The following is a 17,697-nucleotide window of genomic DNA, read 5'->3' as shown; positions in this document are numbered from 1 at the left end:
GGTGACAAATGATGCTAAATGCTACTGAGTTTCTTACACCGAATGCCATTCATGTGGACACGGTCAATGAAACACACGCCAAAGTCACGCTCGAACCGTTAGAACGAGGTTTTGGGCATACCTTAGGTAATGCCCTACGTCGTATTCTATTATCTTCATTGCCTGGTGCAGCTGTAATCGAGGCTGAAATCGAAGGCGTTGATCATGAGTATTCAACCCTTGAAGGGTTGCAAGAAGATGTGCTAGATCTATTATTAAATTTAAAAGGTTTAGCGATCCAATTGCATGATCAAAATGAAGTATTCTTGACCCTTGACAAACAAGGTCCTGGCACTGTACTAGCATCAGATATTGAGTTACCTCACAATGTAGAGATTATCAATCCTGATTTAGTTTTAGGTACTTTAAGTGATCGTGGTCATTTAAAAATGCGATTGCGTGTAGCAGTAGGCCGTGGTTATGAGCCTGCCAATGTACGTAAAGATTCTGGTGATAACAAAGTTATTGGTCGTTTAAAATTGGACGCTAGCTATAGCCCAATTTTACGCGTGGCATACCAAGTTGAAAATGCCCGTGTCGAACAGCGCACTGACTTAGACCGTTTGGTTATCGAACTTGAAACCAATGGCACCATCGATCCAGAAGAAGCGATTCGCAAAGCAGCAACGATTTTGCAGCAGCAAATTGCCGTATTTGTTGACCTTGAAGCGGAAGCTACCCCAGAACCTGTTAAGGAAAAAGAAGAAGTTGACCCTGTGCTACTGCGCCCAGTGGATGACTTGGAATTAACGGTTCGCTCAGCAAATTGCTTGAAGGCGGAAAATATCTATTACATTGGCGATTTGGTACAACGCACCGAAACTGAGTTGTTAAAAACCCCAAATCTCGGTAAGAAATCATTAACTGAAATCAAAGACGTCCTTGCTTCTAAAGACTTAGAGCTTGGTATGCGCCTTGAAAATTGGCCACCTGCTGATTTACGTGTTGATGACCGCTTCTCTTACCGTAGCCGTTAAAATTTAAAGGAAGTTTGACCATGCGACATCGTAACAGTGGAGTTAAGTTGGGTCGTACCAGCAGCCATCGTAAGGCCATGTTCCAAAATATGACGAACTCACTATTTGAACATGAACTCATCAAAACTACTCTTCCTAAAGCTAAAGAGCTTCGCCGTGTGGCAGAGCCGCTAATTACTTTGGCAAAAGAAGATTCAGTTGCTAACCGTCGTCTAGCGTTTAACCGCTTACGTAATAAAGCGACTGTAGGTAAATTATTCACGACACTAGGCCCACGCTACAAAGCGCGTCCAGGTGGTTATTTACGTATCATCAAATGTGGTTATCGCGATGGCGATGCTGCACCGATGGCATACGTTGAATTAGTAGACCGTGACTAATCATCCTGATTAAAAAAACCCCATAGGTTCGCGCTTATGGGGTTTTTTTGTTTATAGTGATAACTCCTCAATTAACCTTTGGAAATATGATGCAATTGAGTTTTGATGTACTAGTGATGTTAACGTTGGTCGCGGGCATTGCAGGATTTTTAGATGCCATGGCAGGGGGTGGCGGCTTATTGACCATTCCTGCTCTGTTAATGGCAAATGTTCCTACGCTTTATACCTTGGGCACCAATAAGCTGCAAGCGACGGCAGGTTCGCTTTCTGCTTCTATTACCATGATACGCAAAGGCAAAATTCACCCCAAGCAAATTTGGCGTTCGCTTATCGCCTGTTTTGTGGGCGCTGTGCTAGGCGCCATGGCTGTGCAGCTTTCTCCGCCAGTGCTATTAGCCAAAGGCATTCCTTTTTTAATCGCGCTTATTGGTATTTATTATCTGTTTGCACCCACTATCGGTGAGGTCAAATCTGCACCACGAATCAGCAAAAATAAATGGCAATATGGGATGTCACCCTTAATTGGTTTTTATGATGGCTATTTGGGCCCTGGTACAGGGATGTTTTTTGCGCTAGGCGGTATCACTATGCGGGGATTAGATATGATTACCGCGACTGCCAATGCCAAATTACTCAACTTTACTAGCAATGCAGCATCGTTGATGTTCTTTGTGTTGGGTGGAAAAGTGCTTTGGTCAGTGGGGTTTGCTATGATGTTGGGGCAATTTATTGGTGCTTCATTGGGCGTGCAGATGGTGGTCAAAGGCGGTACCAAGTTTATTCGACCGGTCATTGTGGTGATGTGTTTTGCGATGCTAATTAAATATGTGTTTTTTTCTTAATAATTTTTATTTATGATAGCGGTAAAATTATTCATACTTTGAGTATCGAGAATATGACAACTGAAATGATTTTAAGTATTTTTCTTGGGATTGGCTTGGCGGCAAGTAGCGGGTTTCGTGTGTTTGTACCGCTGTTTGCGCTCAGTTGTGCCGCATATTTTCATATTATTCCCCTTAATGATAGCTGGCAGTGGGTGGCTTCTACGCCTGCGTTAATTATTTTGGGTGTAGCCAGTATTGCAGAGTCGATCAGTTATTTAATCCCGTTGGTTGATCATCTGTTAGATACGGTTGCTGTACCGCTCGCAGGGATTGCAGGAACATTGGTCATGGCTTCGACATTGACCGATATGAGTCCTGCCATGACTTGGGCGCTAGCGATCATTGCTGGCGGCGGCGCTGCGGCTACGATAAAAGGTACAGCTGCCACCACGCGCGTGGCTTCGACTGCGACGACGGGCGGTTTGGCAAATCCCGCTGTTTCAGTGGCAGAGACCGGGACAGCGATAGGGCTGTCGGCTTTGTCGATTTTTTCACCCATTTTTGCGATGATTGCGTTAATCATTGGTTTACTGATGATGATTTGGGTAGTAATAATGGTTAAAAACCGCGTCAAACGCTAAGGCATCTTGCCTGTTTCTTGTAAAGAAAGCGTGCCATCTTGACCCACGATAATATGGTCAATCAAAGTCATATCGACAAGCTGACACGCTTTTGCCAAACTGCGGGTAATTTCTAGATCTGCTTGTGACGCTGTGGCAGAGGTGCTTGGGTGATTGTGGGCGATAATAAGCTGACTTGCCCCGTATTTTAACGCACAGCGCAACACTTCCCGTACACACACCGAGCACGATGAAATACCACCTGTGAACAACACCTCATACTGGATTAAGGTGAGCTGATTGGTCAAAAACAGCACCGCAAACACCTCGCGATTGAGCGGTCGCAGCTGCGTAGTCAGATAGTCTTTGACCAATTGGCTGGCGTTAAGGGTAGGGGCTTGTTTGACTTGGCTGGCAAGGTAGCGTTTGCCCATCTCAAGGCTTGCCAAAATCTGCGCGTATTTTGCCATGCCGATACCATGACATGCCATGACTGCTTCACTCGGCGCAGATAGTAACTGAGCCAGACTACCAAATTTTTCAATCAAGCCACGAGCCAGTTCGATAGCGGATTGGTCTTTGGTGCCTGTGCGTAAGAATATTGCCAAAATCTCGCTATCGGATAGACTCTCAGCGCCTTTTTGCAGTAGCTTTTCTCTGGGGCGCTCGTCTTGGTGCCAGTCTTTGATTGCCATAGGCATTTCCTAATAAATGATGATTAATCATACCTAAAATGGCAGAAAATTGTTACTATAGGCGAAATTTTTTAGTGCTTTTATCTTATGAAAAATATCCTTCTTGGTATCACAGGCGGTATTGCTGCCTATAAATCTGCCTCGTTTGCCCGACTATTGATTAAAAGTGGCTATGACGTCCGTGTTATTATGACGGCAAGCGCGCAAGCCTTTATCACACCGTTAACGCTGCAGGCCTTAACGGGTAACCCAGTGCATATCGACTTATTGGATGAGAGCGCTGAGCTGGGAATGGGGCATATTGAACTGGCAAAATGGGCGGATTTACTGATTATCGCGCCTGCTACCGCGAATACGATTGCTAAACTAGCCATGGGAATAGCGGATGATTTACTCACTACCGTTTGCCTTGCCACCACGGCACCGATTTTGGTGGCACCTGCTATGAATCAGCAAATGTGGCAACATCCATCGGTCAAACTTAATTTGCAGACGTTAACCGATTATGATTATGAAATCATCCAACCAGCCAGCGGTGAGCAAGCCTGTGGTGATATCGGTGAGGGAAGATTGCCAGAGCCAGAGCAGTTGCTTGAATACGTGCAATATTTCATCGCAGCGCAAATCACCCCGCAAGTATTGGCGGGTAAAAATGTGACAATCACCGCAGGTCCGACGATTGAAGCCATAGACCCTGTGCGCTATCTATCCAATCATTCCACGGGCAAAATGGGTTTTGCGCTGGCAAAAGCGTGCCGTAATGCAGGCGCGAGGGTAACCTTGATCGTTGGGGGTAAAGTACCGCTGCCAACGCCACTACTGGTCAATCGTATCGATGTGTTATCGGCTGAAGAAATGCTAATGACCGCTCGCCAATGCGCCAGTGACGATATATGTGAGTGCCATGACCACCACCATCACGACCATGACCACCCTCATCATGATCATCACCACCATCATGACCATGATGAATTCGGCAATGATATCGAAGTCGAACCTGTCAGGACAGCGACCGATATTTTTATTGCCACGGCTGCGGTTGCTGATTACCGCACGCGTGATGTCGTGCCGCAAAAGATTAAAAAAACGCAAGATCAGATGGCACTGGATTTGGTGAAAAATCCTGATATTTTGGCGACCATTGCCGAAGAATTCCCTGAGGTTTTTGTGGTAGGATTTGCGGCAGAAACCCAAGATATCGAAAAATATGCTCGTGGCAAACTCGAAGCGAAAAATCTCGATATGATTGCTTGTAATGATGTGTCCCGCACCGATATTGGCTTTGGTAGTGACAACAATGCCATGACGGTGTTTTTCAGGGATAAAGCAGCAGGGGTGACACTAGAAAAGGCTAGTAAAGATAAAATCGCGGAACAATTGGTTGCCCTAATTGGGGAACATTTGCATTAACCACCCAAAAAAGTTGCGTGATTGCACCCAACTTTTTTGCATTAACTAAAGTGCGTCTTAGGTTGTTTTAGCTTTCAGCCGCTAATTAGTTTGGTGCTAATGATTAGTGATAGTTGCGATTTTAGCGATGGTTAATATATTTCATCACTTGACGGGGTAGCGCTGATGAAAAGTATCAGCGTTTATTCTACTATCCGTTGTAGTCGTAAAGCTCTGTCATATAAGGCATTTTTCTTTGCGCCTGTAATATCGCTGGCGAGCTGTGCGGCTTTTTTCACCGACAAATCTTGCAATAGTCGTTTTAGCAATTCATCGTGTTGATTATCATTATTCTGTAATTCACTTGCCCCAGCGACCACCAGTACCATTTCCCCTTTTTGCTGATTGGCATCGCTTGCAACAAACTGCTTTAATGCACCGAGCGTTGACGGATAAATGGTTTCAAACGTTTTGGTTATCTCACGGCAAAACGTCACTTGTCGATTGTCGCCAAGCACCGTAATCATATCATCGATACATTCAACAATACGATGGGGCGCTTCATAAAAAATCAGCGTGGCGGTTAAATCCTTGATTTTAGTCAATTCGTTTTGTCGTCCTGCGGTTTTGGCAGGCAAAAAGCCATAAAAATAAAACTTGTCTGAAGGTAATCCTGCGACCGATAAGGCGGCTATGGCAGCACTGGCGCCGACAACCGGCGAGACTTTGATACCAGCTTGGTGACAGGCGCGCACCAGTCGAAAACCAGGGTCGCTAATGAGTGGGGTGCCGGCATCACTGATAAGCGCGATGCTTTGCCCTGACTGTAATATCTCAATCAGTTTAGGGGTCTGTACTTCGGCATTGTGGTCGTGATAAGCCCAAGTTTTGGTGGGGATGTTAAAGTGGTTAAGCAGTTTGCCCGAGGTACGGGTGTCCTCACAGGCGATGATAGCCACGGTTTTTAGGCAGTCGATGGCGTGGGCGGTGATATCGGATAAATTACCAATTGGGGTGGCGACGATATAGAGTGTGCCGTTTTGCTGCATGATTTTTCTCAAATTTTGCTAAATATTGGTGGTATTATAAGGTGTTTTCCGCGGAAAAAAGGATTTGTGATGAAAACAATTTGCTTTGCTATTTTATGTGTAAGTTTAATTTCAACCGCAGAGGCTTGTTTACCCTCATCCTCGGCTGATGTGTTAGTCGGAAGAATTGCCAGTATCGAAAAAGGCGGTGAATTGCAACGTGAAAGCTACGCAAAGCAAGGTTTTGGCTTAAAATTCACCGATTATCACTGGGTATTTCGCACATGGCGTCAACAGCTTATTTTGCCATCGGCGCAGCGTTTTGAAGGTGTTTTTGCCATTAGGTCACTAAAACCCAACGATATCTTTGTGGCATTAGCCAGTCATTATGATGGGGGTAAACCGCATAATTACCGCATTGATAGTGTGGCAAAGCTGACTTGTCAAAATAACCAGCTGATTTTACAAAACCCGTTGGTAATACCGGTCAGTTGGAATCGACAACAGCAACGATGTGGGATTGGTCAAAATTACTCAGGGATTTTGGATGGCTTTATCGACAACAACCAAGCCTATTATTTGGCAAAATTACAGCAAAAATACCCAACTTGTGCCGCTTTAGAAAAAACCTTTGCAACAGTAAAATAACCCAACAATGAAACTCACCGCCCCAAAACAGCGCCAAGGCGACTATTATGAAACCCTGGCTAAAGGCTACCTTGAAGCGCAAGGTTTAACGTTTTTTGCCAAAAACTGGCACTACAAAAACTTGGGCGAGCTTGATTTGGTGATGCTTGAGCCGACGCAAAAACCTCCTTGCCTCGTCATTGTCGAAGTGCGTCAACGAAAAGCCAGCCAATTTGGCACAAGTTTAGACAGTATCACCCCCGCCAAACAACGTAAAATCATTAAAACCACCGCAGCTTTTTTACAAGCGCATCCACAATTTGATACCTTTGACATTCGCTTTGATGTGGTAAGTTATGAAGGCGTTCTAGCTGTAGGACAGGCTGTCATGCCAATGCCTACGTGGATTAAGGACGCTTTTAGCGTAAATTAAGCATTTTGTATAACGTATAAACTTAGCAAAAATTATGCTATGCTACGCAGCAAAATAGTATAATTTTACCCCTCTTTTATTAGGTATTTCCCATGAACGCACAAGATTTAATTACTTTACTACAACCCCATTTTCCGAGTGGCAAAATCGAAGCCGCCAATCAAGGCAACAAATTTGATGTGCGCGTGGTGGATGACAGCTTTGAGGGTAAACGTGCTGTCGCGCGTCAACAAGCCGTATTGGGGTTGGTGTCTGATAAATTTGCGTCAGGTGAAATCCATGCACTCAATATCCAAGCGTTGACCTATGCCCAGTGGCATGAGATGCAAGCCAAACAAGCTGCGCAATAAGCCATTTTTAGGAGAAACACATGGATAAATTTTTAATCACGGGTGGTACCCAGGTCAAAGGTGAAGTGGTCATCTCTGGTGCAAAAAATGCAGCATTGCCCTTGCTTGCGGCAATGATTTTGGCAGAAACCCCAGTCACCCTGCACAATGTACCGACACTCAAAGACGTCAATACCTTGGTCAAATTGATTGCGGGCACGGGTATCACCATTGAAAAGAACGGCGATACGGTGACTTGCGATACCAGTACCATCAATAGCTACTATGCCCCGTATGAGCTGGTCAAAACCATGCGCGCATCGATTTTGGTATTGGGGCCGCTGCTTGCGCGCTTTGGGCAGGCTGAAGTGTCGCTACCTGGTGGCTGCGCAATTGGCTCACGCCCTGTCGACCAACATCTAAAAGCCTTGGAAGCGATGGGAGCGACCATCACCGTTGAAAATGGCTATGTCAAAGCCAAAGCACCCGCGAGCGGTCGGCTAAAAGGTTGTCATTTCACCTTTGATATGGTCACGGTTGGCGGCACTGAAAATACCATCATGGCAGCGGCATTGGGGGAAGGAATCACGCACCTAGAAAACTGTGCGCGTGAACCAGAAGTAGTTGATCTGGCTAATATGCTTGTCAAAATGGGCGCAAAAATTGAAGGCATTGGCACCGCTTATATGACCATTGAAGGCGTTGACAAATTAAATGGCTGTGAGTACTCAGTAGTACCAGACCGTATCGAAACAGGCTCATATCTTGCGCTTGCCATGATGACAGGCGGGGAAGTGACTGCCAAAAAAACCGAAGCCAGTTTGATGCAATCCGTGCTTAAAAAATTTGAAGAAATGGGCGCCCAAGTCACTGTTGGCAGCGACTGGATTAATGTCAAAATGGCGGGTCGTCCAAAAGCCGTTGATATCCGTACATTACCACACCCTGCGTTCCCAACCGATATGCAAGCCCAGCTCATGACAGTTTGCTGTATTGCAGAAGGCACCAGTACCATTATTGAGAATATTTTTGAAAATCGCTACATGCATGTCCCTGAGCTGCAACGTATGGGGGCAAATATCAAAGTCGATGGCCATACTGCCGTTGTTCAAGGCGTCGATAAACTCAATGCCGCGCCTGTCATTGCAACCGATTTACGCGCATCTATGTCACTGGTAATGGCCGCGGTGGCAGCCCAAGGCGAGACCTGTATCGAGCGCATTTACCACATTGACCGTGGTTATGAGTATGTGGAAGATAAACTGCGCGGCTTGGGCGTCACCATTGAGCGGGTAAAAGGCGAATAACAGGTATAAGACAATGATACAAGCAAATGATGCCAATTATAACGGTCTTACCTTAGCGTTATCCAAAGGGCGAATCTTAAAAGATACCTTGCCCCTGCTAAAAAAGGCAGGTATCGAACTACTTGAAGACCCAGAAGAATCACGTAAACTTATTTTCCCGACCACGCATGCTGACGTGCGGATTTTGATTTTACGTGCCAGTGACGTGCCAACCTATGTGGAGCATGGGGCGGCGGATTTTGGTGTAGCGGGTAAAGATGTACTAATGGAGCATGGCTCAAGCAATTTATATGAATTGCTTGACCTACAAATTGCCAAATGCCGTTTGATGACGGCAGGTAAAGTGGGGCTACAACTACCCAGTCGTCGTCTTAGAATTGCCACCAAATATGTCAATGTGACGCGCGCGTTTTTTGCCAGTCGCGGTGAACAAGTCGATGTGATTAAACTCTATGGTTCCATGGAACTTGCGCCCTTGGTAGGCTTGGGTGATTTGATTGTGGATGTGGTCGATACCGGTAATACCTTAAAAGCCAATGGTCTAGAGCCGCGCCAAGAGATTTGCCAAGTCTCTTCGCGTTTGATTGTCAATCAGGTCAGTTATAAACGCAAATTTGCGCTGCTTGAGCCAATCATCGAAAGCTTTAAGCAAAGCGTCGCTGATAACACCCAGTAACGGTTCAAAAATCACCATGATGCAGCATCTTTTTGTGTATGGCACGCTAGCCCCCAATCGCGACAACCACGCTATCATGACACCCATCAACAACGGTAGTTGGCAGTCTGCGACTATTCGTGGGCATTTGATGCCAGATGGCGGTTGGGGCTCGGCGCTCGGATTTCCTGCAGTCATCCCAGATGAACAAGGCGACATGGTAGCGGGCTTGGTGTTTTCGTCGGATGATTTGGCCAATCATTGGACGCGGCTAGATGAGTTTGAAGGTGAAGCCTATCAGCGCATTGAAGTAACCGCCACGCTTGACAATGGTGCGAAAATCCAAACCTTTGTGTATGCACTCGACAATCTACAGCATTATTAAAGCTGGCTATGCCGATTAAAACATGGAAGATGAAAACATGGAAAACTAAAACATTGAAGATTAAAAAAAGACGTTATTAAAACGTCTTTTTTTAGCTTGGTGAATTTTAATTGGGCGAAAACTAAAAGTGGTGACGGATTGGCTCAGTTTAGCCGATTTTGATGCGCCAATTTGATGGGTTGGCGAAGCTGTGCAGGCTAAAAAGCCGCTTTCATCCATGAAAAAATTTGTTATGCTATGTGTTAGTCATTTTTTATTTTTAGGGGAATACCATGCGATTGTTAAATAGCCAACAAGCCAGTTTTGAGCAGGAATTGACAGAGCTGCTTGCTTTTGAAACGGTAAATGATCCAGCGCTACTGGCTACGGTTGACGATATTATCGTACAAGTGCGTCAGGGTGGGGATGAGGTGGTGTTAAAGCTGACCCAACAGTTTGACAACCATCCTGCCAAAACTTTTGCTGAGCTAGAGATTTCACAAGAAAAGCTCAAACAAGCATTTGATGGGTTAAACCCTACAATTAAGCAAGCGCTTGAACTGGCGGCACAACGCGTCACATCTTTTCACGAGCGCCAACGGCAAGAAAGCTGGACGTATCAAGATGCGCTAGGTAATACGCTTGGACAACAAGTTACGCCACTCGATAAGGTGGGTATTTATGTGCCAGGTGGGCTGGCAAGTTATCCATCCAGCGTCTTGATGAATGCGTTACCCGCCAAAGTGGCAGGGGTCGGGCAAATTATCATGGTGGTGCCTGCGCCTCATGGTGAACTAAATCCCTTGGTATTGGCGGCCGCTTATTTGGCGGGTGTGGATAAAGTCTTTACCATTGGGGGCGCGCAAGCGGTGGCAGCGTTGGCTTATGGTACTAACACCATTCCGCAAGTCGATAAAATCACAGGACCTGGCAACAAATACGTGGCAGCCGCCAAACGCGCCGTGTTTGGGCAAGTGGGCATTGATATGATTGCAGGGCCTTCTGAAGTGTTGGTATATGCTGAAGGCAGTGATAATGACCGCGCTGAGTGGCTGGCCATGGATTTATTATCGCAAGCTGAGCATGACACCGTCGCGCAAGCGATTTTTGTCACCCCATCTGAGCCATTACTCAAAAAAGTTGCGCAAGAAATCGAAAAAGCCTTAGCAGATTTGCCAAAAGCTGAAATCGCTAAAGCGGCGATTGCCAACCGTGGCGCGCTGATTTTGGTGAAAGACCGCGCAGAGGGTATTGAGGTGATTAACCGCATTGCGCCTGAGCATTTGGAATTATCGGTAGATGACCCAGAGGCAATGCTCAAAGATGTCCGCCATGCGGGCGCTATCTTTATGGGTCGCTATACCCCTGAAGCGATTGGTGATTATTGCGCTGGCCCTAATCACGTTTTGCCAACGTCAGGTACCGCACGCTTTAGTTCACCGCTCGGCGTGTATGATTTTCAAAAGAAATCTTCGATTATTTATTGTAGCGAGCAAGGTAGCCAAACGCTGGCAAAAACTGCCGATATATTAGCGGTGGAAGAAAATTTGGATGCCCACGCGCGTTCAGCCCGTTACCGGGTAAAATAGGCTCAAACGCGCCTGTGGCAATTCAACAGCTTATGGTAATTCAATGGGGCATTTAACTCATTTTAACGGGGAAGTTAACGCTGCTTTGTCAATACATCTAGGCGTAGCCGTTCTTCAGGCGTAAACATCGTCTGCTGTAACGCCACAATTTGTTGCTGTGCTTGCGGCACATTACCCAATTTGCCCAGTATTTGATTAGACTGTGTCTGATAGGTTGCCACACGCTGCGCAAATTGCGCTTCGGACTGGTCAAGCTGTTCAAGCCGTTTGACCGCTTCAGGGGAGACGTATTGACTACGCATGGCATTGATTTGGCTTTGCGTTGCCCCTTGCTGCTGCATTTGCTGCGTTTGCGCTAATAACTTGTCAATATTGCGCTGCTGGGTTAGCTTTGTCTGTAGATTTGGGTCTTTAACACTGGCGATATAGGCAGTTTGCGCCTTATCCATGATGGCTTGGCGCTGGTCATTGCTCAGTTGCGCGTTTTGGTTGGCTTCGACGACCGTCATGTTGTAGTCATTGACGGCTTGTTCATCCCCAAAAAAGGCTTCACGGGTTTTGGCGTCAAAATAGCGGGCTTGCAGCTGTTGTACTGCGCGTAATTGGTTCTTAATCGCAGATAAATCTAATGCGCTAACGTTGGGGTTTTGCTGTGCTTTAGGCTTATCTAGCTGGCTGACAGCAGTCAAATAGGTTAGATAATTTTGAAAAATGTTAACCGCTTGGCTTGCGGCAGGCTCAGGCGTATGTTCACGAATATAGGCAATCACCCGTTGTTCAATCTGGCTTAACGGCTCTTCCCCTTGTGCGGACAAAAAATAATCAAACAGTCGGCGCAAACCCGCGGTCACCACCAATTGCTTGTTTTCATCGATAATAATTTCGCCATCGACTTGGGTGCCTTGTAGTGATTTGGGCAGCGATGTGGGCAAAGGGTTAGCGTTCGCGCTGACGGAGGATGCATTGGCGAAGGTTACGGTTTGATTGGACGGCAATACACCAGATGGCATCGTACTAGCAGCATCATGCTGTAAATTATTGGCTGTTTTGACAGCGTCCTTAGGTTTTAACCAGAGTATGCAAGCTATCAATAATGCGATGATGCCACTGGCTAATACGATTATTAGCCAGGTTATTGGTCGTTGGTTTGTGTCAGGGTTATTTGAAGGAACCATAGGCATAAGCTTACAACGATTGACCTTTTAAGCGATTGACTTGGTTGCGATATACAGTCAATGGATTGGTATCTAGCAAACTGACAATGCCAAATACCTGATTCACTGAATCCATGTGGTTCATTTTATAGTTATCACGAATCACTTCGCCGAGACGACTTGAACAAGGTGAAACAAGCCCATCATTGGCTTCGCCATTGAATGATAAACCCGTCAACCCCAATACCGTATCAGACGGATCGACAAGCGTGGTCATAGTTTGGTCACCACTAAATGAGTAGTAACGTACATTATTGACTACCGTGTCTTTTGGGTATCCACAATAACTGGTCGGCATGGCTGCAGGGAATTTTTGGTTAAATTTGGCTGCATAATTGGTGGTGAGTGAATTGACGGCTGCCCAGCCATCTTGCTGCTGCAGTTGATTCAGTGGCACGCCAGATCCGATATCCATCACACCGCCCACCAATTCAAAAAACTTGATTGCCATTAAAGAAGCGGTATTAAATTCGCCAGCCGGTAAGCCATCAGCCGCGCTGCCTTCAGTCACCATTTTGACTGTCCAATCCGCCATTTTTGAGCCTTGCTCAGGGCTAGAAATCGCCGTCACAGACGAGACTAGCGATGGCGCAACCCCCGCCACATAGCGAATATCAATCCCGCCTTGGCTATGACCCATTAAGTTAACCTTCGGGCTGCCGGTGATTGCAATGATAGTTTTGACCTGTTGGAGTAGCTGCTCACCGCGCACTTCGGTGTCATTGACACTTGATGTCTTGGTCACATACACACTCGCGCCATTTTTGGTGAGATCTTGAGGAATGCCATTAAAATAATCGACCAAACCAAACAGTTTGTTCCAGCCACCAAGCCCATGAGCAAGTACGATAGGGTATTTGGTTTTTGCATAATCTGAGGTGGCGTTGAGAGTAGTGACTGCGACGCACCCAGTGGCATTGGCACAGTTGTAATAGCTTGAGGCATAAGAAGACGCAGAAAACGCGATGGAAGAAAAAAGCAATCCTTTGGCGGCACGGCGCATAAAGCGATGATGTGACATATACTTATCCTTGTAAAGTCATAATGAAGTTTCGCTGTCCTATGGATTAATTTAACCTAAATCAAGAATTTATGAATCAAATAAAATGACTGATCAGTATATTTTTTGGTAAGGTCAGTTGCTGCAGAATGTAGGTAAGGTTAAAGGTCCAGTGGTGTATTAGAATAATCAGCGTGCCATCTACAAAAGCAGACACAAATTATCATTGATTTTTTGCTATGATTTGCTAAGGTAACGGCTGATTTTTCGTTTTTGCTGTTTGTTGATTTTTTGCCCCTCATTACAAGAGAATAACTGACCCACTATGTTAGAACTACTATCTGACCCGTCCGCGTGGCTAAGCCTTGCGACGCTTGTCATTCTTGAGATTGTTTTAGGTATTGATAATCTTGTCTTTATTGCCATCTTAGCCAATAAACTCCCGCCGCATCAGCGCGCTAAAGCCCGAAATTTAGGACTTGGCTTGGCATTGGTCATGCGGCTGTTCTTATTGTCGATTATGTCATGGCTCATTACCTTAACCGATCCCGTTGTCACGTGGGGAAGTTTTGATTTATCAGTTCGCGACATTATTTTATTGGTGGGCGGGGTGTTCTTGCTGTTTAAAGCAACCACTGAGCTGCATGAGCGGCTAGAAGGAAAACCTGAGCATACCAACCAAAGCAAAGTGCAAGCAGGGTTTATTGCGGTTGTCGCACAGATTGTGATTTTAGATGCGGTGTTCTCGTTTGACGCGGTGATTACCGCTGTAGGGATGGCAAAACACCTTGAAATCATGATGGCGGCAGTGATCATTGCCATGGTATTGATGGTGGCTGCTTCCAAAGCCTTGACGGAGTTTGTTGGTCGTCACCCGACTGTGGTGATTTTATGCTTAAGTTTCTTACTGATGATTGGCTTTAGTTTGATTGTTGAAGGACTAGGCTTTCATATGCCAAAAGGTTACTTGTACGCGGCGATTGCGTTCTCAATTTTGATTGAAGTGTTTAACCAAGTAGCCAAACGCAATAAAACCAAATATGAAAATCAAATTCCGATTCGTGACCGTACTGCGGATGCGATTTTACGCTTAATGGGTGGTAAAACTGAAGAAGCGGTTACCCCAGAGAATAATTCAGAACATTTTGATTTTGATAGTATGCCCTTTGCGCAAGAAGAGCGTTATATGATTAGTGGCGTACTAGCGCTCAATGAGCGCGATGTACATACCATCATGACGCCGCGCAATGATATCTCTTGGGTCAATATCAATGGTAGCCGCGAAGAAATGCGCGCGCAATTGCTTGATACGCCGCATAGCTTGTTCCCTGTGTGCCGAGATACCATTGATAAAGTGCTTGGGGTAGTACGCGCCAAAGACTTTTTGGATTTGCTCGATAACAATGTCGCAGATATTGAAACCGCCATTAAACCCTTACTTAACAAGCAGCAACCTGTGTTTGTGTCAGAGAGCATTGACAACCTAAAACTGCTCAATATGCTCAAAAAAGCCAAAGGTAATTTGGCGATGGTGATTGATGAATATGGTCAAGTCGCAGGGCTAGTGACACCGCTTGATGTGCTAGAGGCGATTGCAGGTGAGTTCCCTGATGAAGATGAAACTTTAGAAATTATCCCGTATGACGATTATTGGATTGTGGAAGGTACAGCAAGCTTGCACCAACTACGTTTGGAGCTTGACGATCCAGATTTGCTACTCGATGCCGATCAGTTCACCATTGGCGGGTATTTGATTTCTCAGTTGACCGATGTCCCAGAAGTCAATCAAACCATTGATATTGGTGCCTATAAGTTTACCATTCTAGAAACTTCAACATCGCGCATTTTGAAATTAAAAGTTGAACGTGAAGCCCCGATGGTGGCAACGGTTTAAATCACTGATTGGATATAAAAAAAGGGGTTAATTACCTCTTTTTTTATTACTTTTTTAGGCAGCATAACAATTAAGGAATTTGCTTAATCGCCAAGGTGATAGTAGGCAGATTGCTGGTTGACGTGGCAGCAGATTGACTGGACACAGGCGTGGATGATAGCGCAGTCAGTGTAATATCCATATTGGCAAAACGCTGTGTTTGACGCAAGTCACCGCGCAAATCCCCAATCGATAAATTAAAAGTTTGTGGGCGAGAGGTGGTTGTCATAGCCGTGACCGCTACCGTGGCATTGCCTGCCCAAATACACTGTACGCCTGTGGCACAGCGGCTATCATTGAGCACTTTATCAAAAGTCAGATTTAGCTGGTGTTCTTTAACAAAAATGTTTTGACCCAGTGCAAGCGTGACCGTGCGAGTGGCATTGGCGGGCTGGTTGACTGTTGAAGGCGTTGGCTTGGCGGGCAAAGTAGGCGCAGTCATACAGGCGGTTAATAAGCTCGTAGTGAGTAAAGCGATGCTTGTGGTTTGAATGATTTTTTTCATGGGTGATTTCCTTTTTTTCTTAACGGTTAATTTTATTTCTGGTTTTTAGTTTTGATTTTTAGTGTTATTTTTTAGCGGCAAAAAAACGCTGTAGTCCCGCCAATACCAAGTCTTGCCGAATTTCCACGCTGGCTGATAGGTGCGGCTCAAAAGTATGGGCATCACCGCCTGTCATGGTGATTTCAAATTGTGGGTAGCGATGAATGGTTTCATTGATGGCCCCGACAATGGATAACATAATACCATGATGCACCGCGTCTTGGGTATTGGTGCCTGAATCTATACTATCAAAAGTGCCATCAATAATACTAATCTGGCGCGTTCCTGAGAATAGCGACTCGCGCTGCAAATAGATACTGGGGAAAATATAGCCTCCCAAGTGATGACCCTGATCGACCAAATCGATGGTAACGGCAGTGCCGCAGCCAATCACGCATTGTTTTTTGCTAGGCTCGATGATACCGAGCATTTGTAGCCAGCGGTCAACGCCAAGTTGGGCGGGGTTATAGTCGCTCGACATCAGCGCGTGCTTGGCATGGACTTGGGCAAATTCAAACGGTTTTTGCAATCGCTCTAGGCTTTCTGCGACGTGATTATTGACGGCTTGTCCAAGCACGGATGATACCCCGATAAAGTCAGGATTGAGTCGTTCAAGCCGAAATGTCAACCCTTTGAGCAATTCGGCAGGGGCTTGCAAATGCTGTTCAGCCGCATGATCCAGCACTTGACCCTTATCGTCCGTAAGCCAATATTTTAAGCGGGTATTACCCAAGTCTAGCCAAAGTTTTGTCATAAATGAGAGCCTTTGAGAGGGATGCTTTATTTGTGTTTATTTGCCTGCAACGATGAAACGGCTGAATCCAAAACTTGAATAGTACCTGTCCAAATCGTTTGTGTGCTGCCATCTGCTTGCTCAATCAATAGACAGCCTTGCGCATCGATACCTGTTGCAATGCCTGTTATTGATTGCTCAGATAAGGCGTTATGAATTTGCAAATGCTTATTTTTTAATACGTCTTTTTGGGCAAAATCATGGATAAATTGTTGACTTGCTTCAGTCGCTTGCAGCTGATTAAATTGCCCAATCGCATTAGCTATGGCATCGGTAATGGGCTGATAAAATTCACTGGGCTGTAAGCGCTGCGCTGTCAAATCTTGCAGGCTTATCGCTTGGTAGTTTAAGCCTTCTTGGGTTTGCTCGGTCAGCACAGGGGCATGGGCAATATTGACCCCCACACCGATGACGACCCCTAGCATGTGACCTGCGACATTGACAGGCTCTATCAAAATACCCGAGAGTTTTTGAAATTGGTCAGGTAGGTTGTCTTGTGGTTGATAAAAACCCACATCGTTCACCCATTTGACGCCAATGGTGGGCAAATGCTTTGCCAGTCTTGTTTGGTTGATGTGTTCTATGATAGGGATTTGACTGAGCTGATAACCCACGCACAGTGACAAGCGACCATCTAATCGATAAGATAAGCAAAGATTTTGCTGCCAAGCATAGGCTTGTATCGGCACATACAATGATAAATAAACATTGCCTAGCGGTGATTGCCATGTTCTGCCATGTTGACCACGTCCGCCTGATTGGGTATCGGCAGTCAACAAATGGGGGCGGCTAAAATGCGGTCGGTTATGGTCAGTGGGCGACTGCGCTTGATAGCTTAGCACCATCCACTCAATCAGCTGGCTGTTGGTTGAGTGGGTTGATGATAAATGGGTATGGCAAAGCGAATCAATTCTCATGGGGATGGGTATATAGGGTCGGGTTCATAAGCTTAGGCAC

General features: G+C 45.7%; 20 protein-coding genes. 13 read left to right on the top strand and 7 right to left on the bottom strand.

Features of this window, described 5'->3' with window-relative positions:
* The first annotated feature begins 8 nt into the window (after positions 1 to 8).
* The 4 genes from RTS09_RS05535 (at position 9) to RTS09_RS05520 (ending at position 2,861) form a co-directional block, all read left to right on the top strand.
* Positions 9 to 1,016, top strand: coding sequence for a DNA-directed RNA polymerase subunit alpha (locus tag RTS09_RS05535; protein WP_007115569.1), 1,008 nt, complete (start codon positions 9 to 11; stop codon positions 1,014 to 1,016).
* A 20-nt stretch (positions 1,017 to 1,036) separates the two neighbouring features.
* Positions 1,037 to 1,396, top strand: a complete 360-nt coding sequence (rplQ, locus tag RTS09_RS05530) for a 50S ribosomal protein L17 (RefSeq protein WP_036593417.1) — start codon at positions 1,037 to 1,039, stop codon at positions 1,394 to 1,396.
* 89 nt (positions 1,397 to 1,485) lie between these two features.
* Positions 1,486 to 2,238: a TSUP family transporter gene (locus RTS09_RS05525; RefSeq protein WP_312535225.1), complete on the top strand. Its 753-nt coding sequence runs from the start codon at positions 1,486 to 1,488 to the stop codon at positions 2,236 to 2,238.
* Positions 2,239 to 2,291: 53 nt separating this feature from the next.
* A complete protein-coding gene (locus RTS09_RS05520; RefSeq protein WP_050324676.1) occupies positions 2,292 to 2,861 on the top strand; it encodes a DUF4126 domain-containing protein in 570 nt (189 codons plus the stop codon).
* On the opposite strand, the gene radC is transcribed toward RTS09_RS05520, so the two are convergent.
* A complete protein-coding gene (gene radC / locus RTS09_RS05515) occupies positions 2,858 to 3,535 on the bottom strand; it encodes a RadC family protein (RefSeq protein ID WP_065253360.1) in 678 nt (225 codons plus the stop codon). The two genes, RTS09_RS05520 and radC, sit on opposite strands and share 4 nt — an antisense overlap.
* A gap of 87 nt (positions 3,536 to 3,622) precedes the next feature.
* On the opposite strand from radC, the gene coaBC reads away from it, so the two are divergent.
* Positions 3,623 to 4,945 (top strand): bifunctional phosphopantothenoylcysteine decarboxylase/phosphopantothenate--cysteine ligase CoaBC, encoded by a 1,323-nt coding sequence (coaBC, locus tag RTS09_RS05510; RefSeq protein ID WP_312535097.1) that lies wholly within the window; start codon positions 3,623 to 3,625, stop codon positions 4,943 to 4,945.
* A 182-nt stretch (positions 4,946 to 5,127) separates the two neighbouring features.
* On the opposite strand, the gene rsmI is transcribed toward coaBC, so the two are convergent.
* Positions 5,128 to 5,973 carry a 16S rRNA (cytidine(1402)-2'-O)-methyltransferase gene (gene rsmI / locus RTS09_RS05505; RefSeq protein WP_312535095.1) on the bottom strand — a complete coding sequence of 282 codons (846 nt, stop codon included), beginning with the start codon at positions 5,971 to 5,973 and terminating at the stop codon, positions 5,128 to 5,130.
* Between the two features lie 69 nt (positions 5,974 to 6,042).
* Between rsmI and RTS09_RS05500 the strand changes: the two genes are divergently transcribed.
* The 7 genes from RTS09_RS05500 to hisD all read left to right on the top strand — a co-directional run bounded on the left by RTS09_RS05500 (position 6,043) and on the right by hisD (position 11,256).
* Positions 6,043 to 6,600: a hypothetical protein gene (locus RTS09_RS05500; RefSeq protein WP_312535094.1), complete on the top strand. Its 558-nt coding sequence runs from the start codon at positions 6,043 to 6,045 to the stop codon at positions 6,598 to 6,600.
* 7 nt (positions 6,601 to 6,607) lie between these two features.
* The gene (locus tag RTS09_RS05495) at positions 6,608 to 7,012 is read left to right on the top strand and encodes a YraN family protein (protein WP_312535091.1); all 405 of its coding nucleotides are present in this window, start codon (positions 6,608 to 6,610) and stop codon (positions 7,010 to 7,012) included.
* A gap of 92 nt (positions 7,013 to 7,104) precedes the next feature.
* Positions 7,105 to 7,362 carry a BolA/IbaG family iron-sulfur metabolism protein gene (locus RTS09_RS05490; protein WP_036594190.1) on the top strand — a complete coding sequence of 86 codons (258 nt, stop codon included), beginning with the start codon at positions 7,105 to 7,107 and terminating at the stop codon, positions 7,360 to 7,362.
* 20 nt (positions 7,363 to 7,382) lie between these two features.
* On the top strand, positions 7,383 to 8,648 hold the full coding sequence (gene murA, locus RTS09_RS05485) for a UDP-N-acetylglucosamine 1-carboxyvinyltransferase (protein ID WP_312535088.1): 1,266 nt from the start codon (positions 7,383 to 7,385) through the stop codon (positions 8,646 to 8,648).
* 13 nt (positions 8,649 to 8,661) lie between these two features.
* Positions 8,662 to 9,324, top strand: a complete 663-nt coding sequence (gene hisG, locus RTS09_RS05480; RefSeq protein ID WP_099834369.1) for an ATP phosphoribosyltransferase — start codon at positions 8,662 to 8,664, stop codon at positions 9,322 to 9,324.
* A gap of 16 nt (positions 9,325 to 9,340) precedes the next feature.
* Positions 9,341 to 9,688, top strand: a complete 348-nt coding sequence (locus RTS09_RS05475) for a gamma-glutamylcyclotransferase family protein (RefSeq protein WP_312535085.1) — start codon at positions 9,341 to 9,343, stop codon at positions 9,686 to 9,688.
* A 272-nt stretch (positions 9,689 to 9,960) separates the two neighbouring features.
* Complete coding sequence (gene hisD / locus RTS09_RS05470) at positions 9,961 to 11,256, top strand: histidinol dehydrogenase (protein ID WP_312535082.1); 1,296 nt, start codon at positions 9,961 to 9,963, stop codon at positions 11,254 to 11,256.
* A 74-nt stretch (positions 11,257 to 11,330) separates the two neighbouring features.
* On the opposite strand, the gene RTS09_RS05465 is transcribed toward hisD, so the two are convergent.
* Both RTS09_RS05465 and RTS09_RS05460 read right to left on the bottom strand, forming a co-directional pair.
* Positions 11,331 to 12,431: a lipase secretion chaperone gene (locus tag RTS09_RS05465; RefSeq protein WP_312535080.1), complete on the bottom strand. Its 1,101-nt coding sequence runs from the start codon at positions 12,429 to 12,431 to the stop codon at positions 11,331 to 11,333.
* Positions 12,432 to 12,441: 10 nt separating this feature from the next.
* The gene (locus tag RTS09_RS05460) at positions 12,442 to 13,491 is read right to left on the bottom strand and encodes an esterase/lipase family protein (protein WP_312535078.1); all 1,050 of its coding nucleotides are present in this window, start codon (positions 13,489 to 13,491) and stop codon (positions 12,442 to 12,444) included.
* Positions 13,492 to 13,795: 304 nt separating this feature from the next.
* On the opposite strand from RTS09_RS05460, the gene RTS09_RS05455 reads away from it, so the two are divergent.
* Positions 13,796 to 15,364 (top strand): TerC family protein, encoded by a 1,569-nt coding sequence (locus RTS09_RS05455; protein ID WP_312535076.1) that lies wholly within the window; start codon positions 13,796 to 13,798, stop codon positions 15,362 to 15,364.
* A 70-nt stretch (positions 15,365 to 15,434) separates the two neighbouring features.
* Here RTS09_RS05455 and RTS09_RS05450 read toward each other — a convergent pair whose 3' ends face one another.
* The 3 genes from RTS09_RS05450 to RTS09_RS05440 all read right to left on the bottom strand — a co-directional run bounded on the left by RTS09_RS05450 (position 15,435) and on the right by RTS09_RS05440 (position 17,657).
* Entirely contained in the window at positions 15,435 to 15,908 is a 474-nt protein-coding gene (locus tag RTS09_RS05450; RefSeq protein ID WP_312535074.1) for a hypothetical protein, read from the bottom strand.
* A 64-nt stretch (positions 15,909 to 15,972) separates the two neighbouring features.
* Positions 15,973 to 16,701, bottom strand: coding sequence for a pantothenate kinase (locus tag RTS09_RS05445; RefSeq protein WP_309592736.1), 729 nt, complete (start codon positions 16,699 to 16,701; stop codon positions 15,973 to 15,975).
* A gap of 26 nt (positions 16,702 to 16,727) precedes the next feature.
* The gene (locus RTS09_RS05440; protein ID WP_312535069.1) at positions 16,728 to 17,657 is read right to left on the bottom strand and encodes a biotin--[acetyl-CoA-carboxylase] ligase; all 930 of its coding nucleotides are present in this window, start codon (positions 17,655 to 17,657) and stop codon (positions 16,728 to 16,730) included.
* Positions 17,658 to 17,697: the final 40 nt, after the last annotated feature.

This window comes from Moraxella sp. CTOTU47618, assembly GCF_032017425.1.
Classification (GTDB): Bacteria; Pseudomonadota; Gammaproteobacteria; order Pseudomonadales; family Moraxellaceae; genus Faucicola; species Faucicola tetraodonis.
This window is presented reverse-complemented; position numbering and strand designations above follow the sequence as displayed.

Coding starts and splice junctions, on each gene's coding strand:
- RTS09_RS05535 (WP_007115569.1), top strand. CDS start 9: ATGATGCTAAATGCTACTGAGTTTCTTACACCGAATGCCATTCATGTG.
- rplQ (WP_036593417.1), top strand. CDS start 1,037: ATGCGACATCGTAACAGTGGAGTTAAGTTGGGTCGTACCAGCAGCCAT.
- RTS09_RS05525 (WP_312535225.1), top strand. CDS start 1,486: ATGCAATTGAGTTTTGATGTACTAGTGATGTTAACGTTGGTCGCGGGC.
- RTS09_RS05520 (WP_050324676.1), top strand. CDS start 2,292: ATGACAACTGAAATGATTTTAAGTATTTTTCTTGGGATTGGCTTGGCG.
- radC (WP_065253360.1), bottom strand. CDS start 3,535: ATGGCAATCAAAGACTGGCACCAAGACGAGCGCCCCAGAGAAAAGCTA.
- coaBC (WP_312535097.1), top strand. CDS start 3,623: ATGAAAAATATCCTTCTTGGTATCACAGGCGGTATTGCTGCCTATAAA.
- rsmI (WP_312535095.1), bottom strand. CDS start 5,973: ATGCAGCAAAACGGCACACTCTATATCGTCGCCACCCCAATTGGTAAT.
- RTS09_RS05500 (WP_312535094.1), top strand. CDS start 6,043: ATGAAAACAATTTGCTTTGCTATTTTATGTGTAAGTTTAATTTCAACC.
- RTS09_RS05495 (WP_312535091.1), top strand. CDS start 6,608: ATGAAACTCACCGCCCCAAAACAGCGCCAAGGCGACTATTATGAAACC.
- RTS09_RS05490 (WP_036594190.1), top strand. CDS start 7,105: ATGAACGCACAAGATTTAATTACTTTACTACAACCCCATTTTCCGAGT.
- murA (WP_312535088.1), top strand. CDS start 7,383: ATGGATAAATTTTTAATCACGGGTGGTACCCAGGTCAAAGGTGAAGTG.
- hisG (WP_099834369.1), top strand. CDS start 8,662: ATGATACAAGCAAATGATGCCAATTATAACGGTCTTACCTTAGCGTTA.
- RTS09_RS05475 (WP_312535085.1), top strand. CDS start 9,341: ATGATGCAGCATCTTTTTGTGTATGGCACGCTAGCCCCCAATCGCGAC.
- hisD (WP_312535082.1), top strand. CDS start 9,961: ATGCGATTGTTAAATAGCCAACAAGCCAGTTTTGAGCAGGAATTGACA.
- RTS09_RS05465 (WP_312535080.1), bottom strand. CDS start 12,431: ATGGTTCCTTCAAATAACCCTGACACAAACCAACGACCAATAACCTGG.
- RTS09_RS05460 (WP_312535078.1), bottom strand. CDS start 13,491: ATGTCACATCATCGCTTTATGCGCCGTGCCGCCAAAGGATTGCTTTTT.
- RTS09_RS05455 (WP_312535076.1), top strand. CDS start 13,796: ATGTTAGAACTACTATCTGACCCGTCCGCGTGGCTAAGCCTTGCGACG.
- RTS09_RS05450 (WP_312535074.1), bottom strand. CDS start 15,908: ATGAAAAAAATCATTCAAACCACAAGCATCGCTTTACTCACTACGAGC.
- RTS09_RS05445 (WP_309592736.1), bottom strand. CDS start 16,701: ATGACAAAACTTTGGCTAGACTTGGGTAATACCCGCTTAAAATATTGG.
- RTS09_RS05440 (WP_312535069.1), bottom strand. CDS start 17,657: ATGAGAATTGATTCGCTTTGCCATACCCATTTATCATCAACCCACTCA.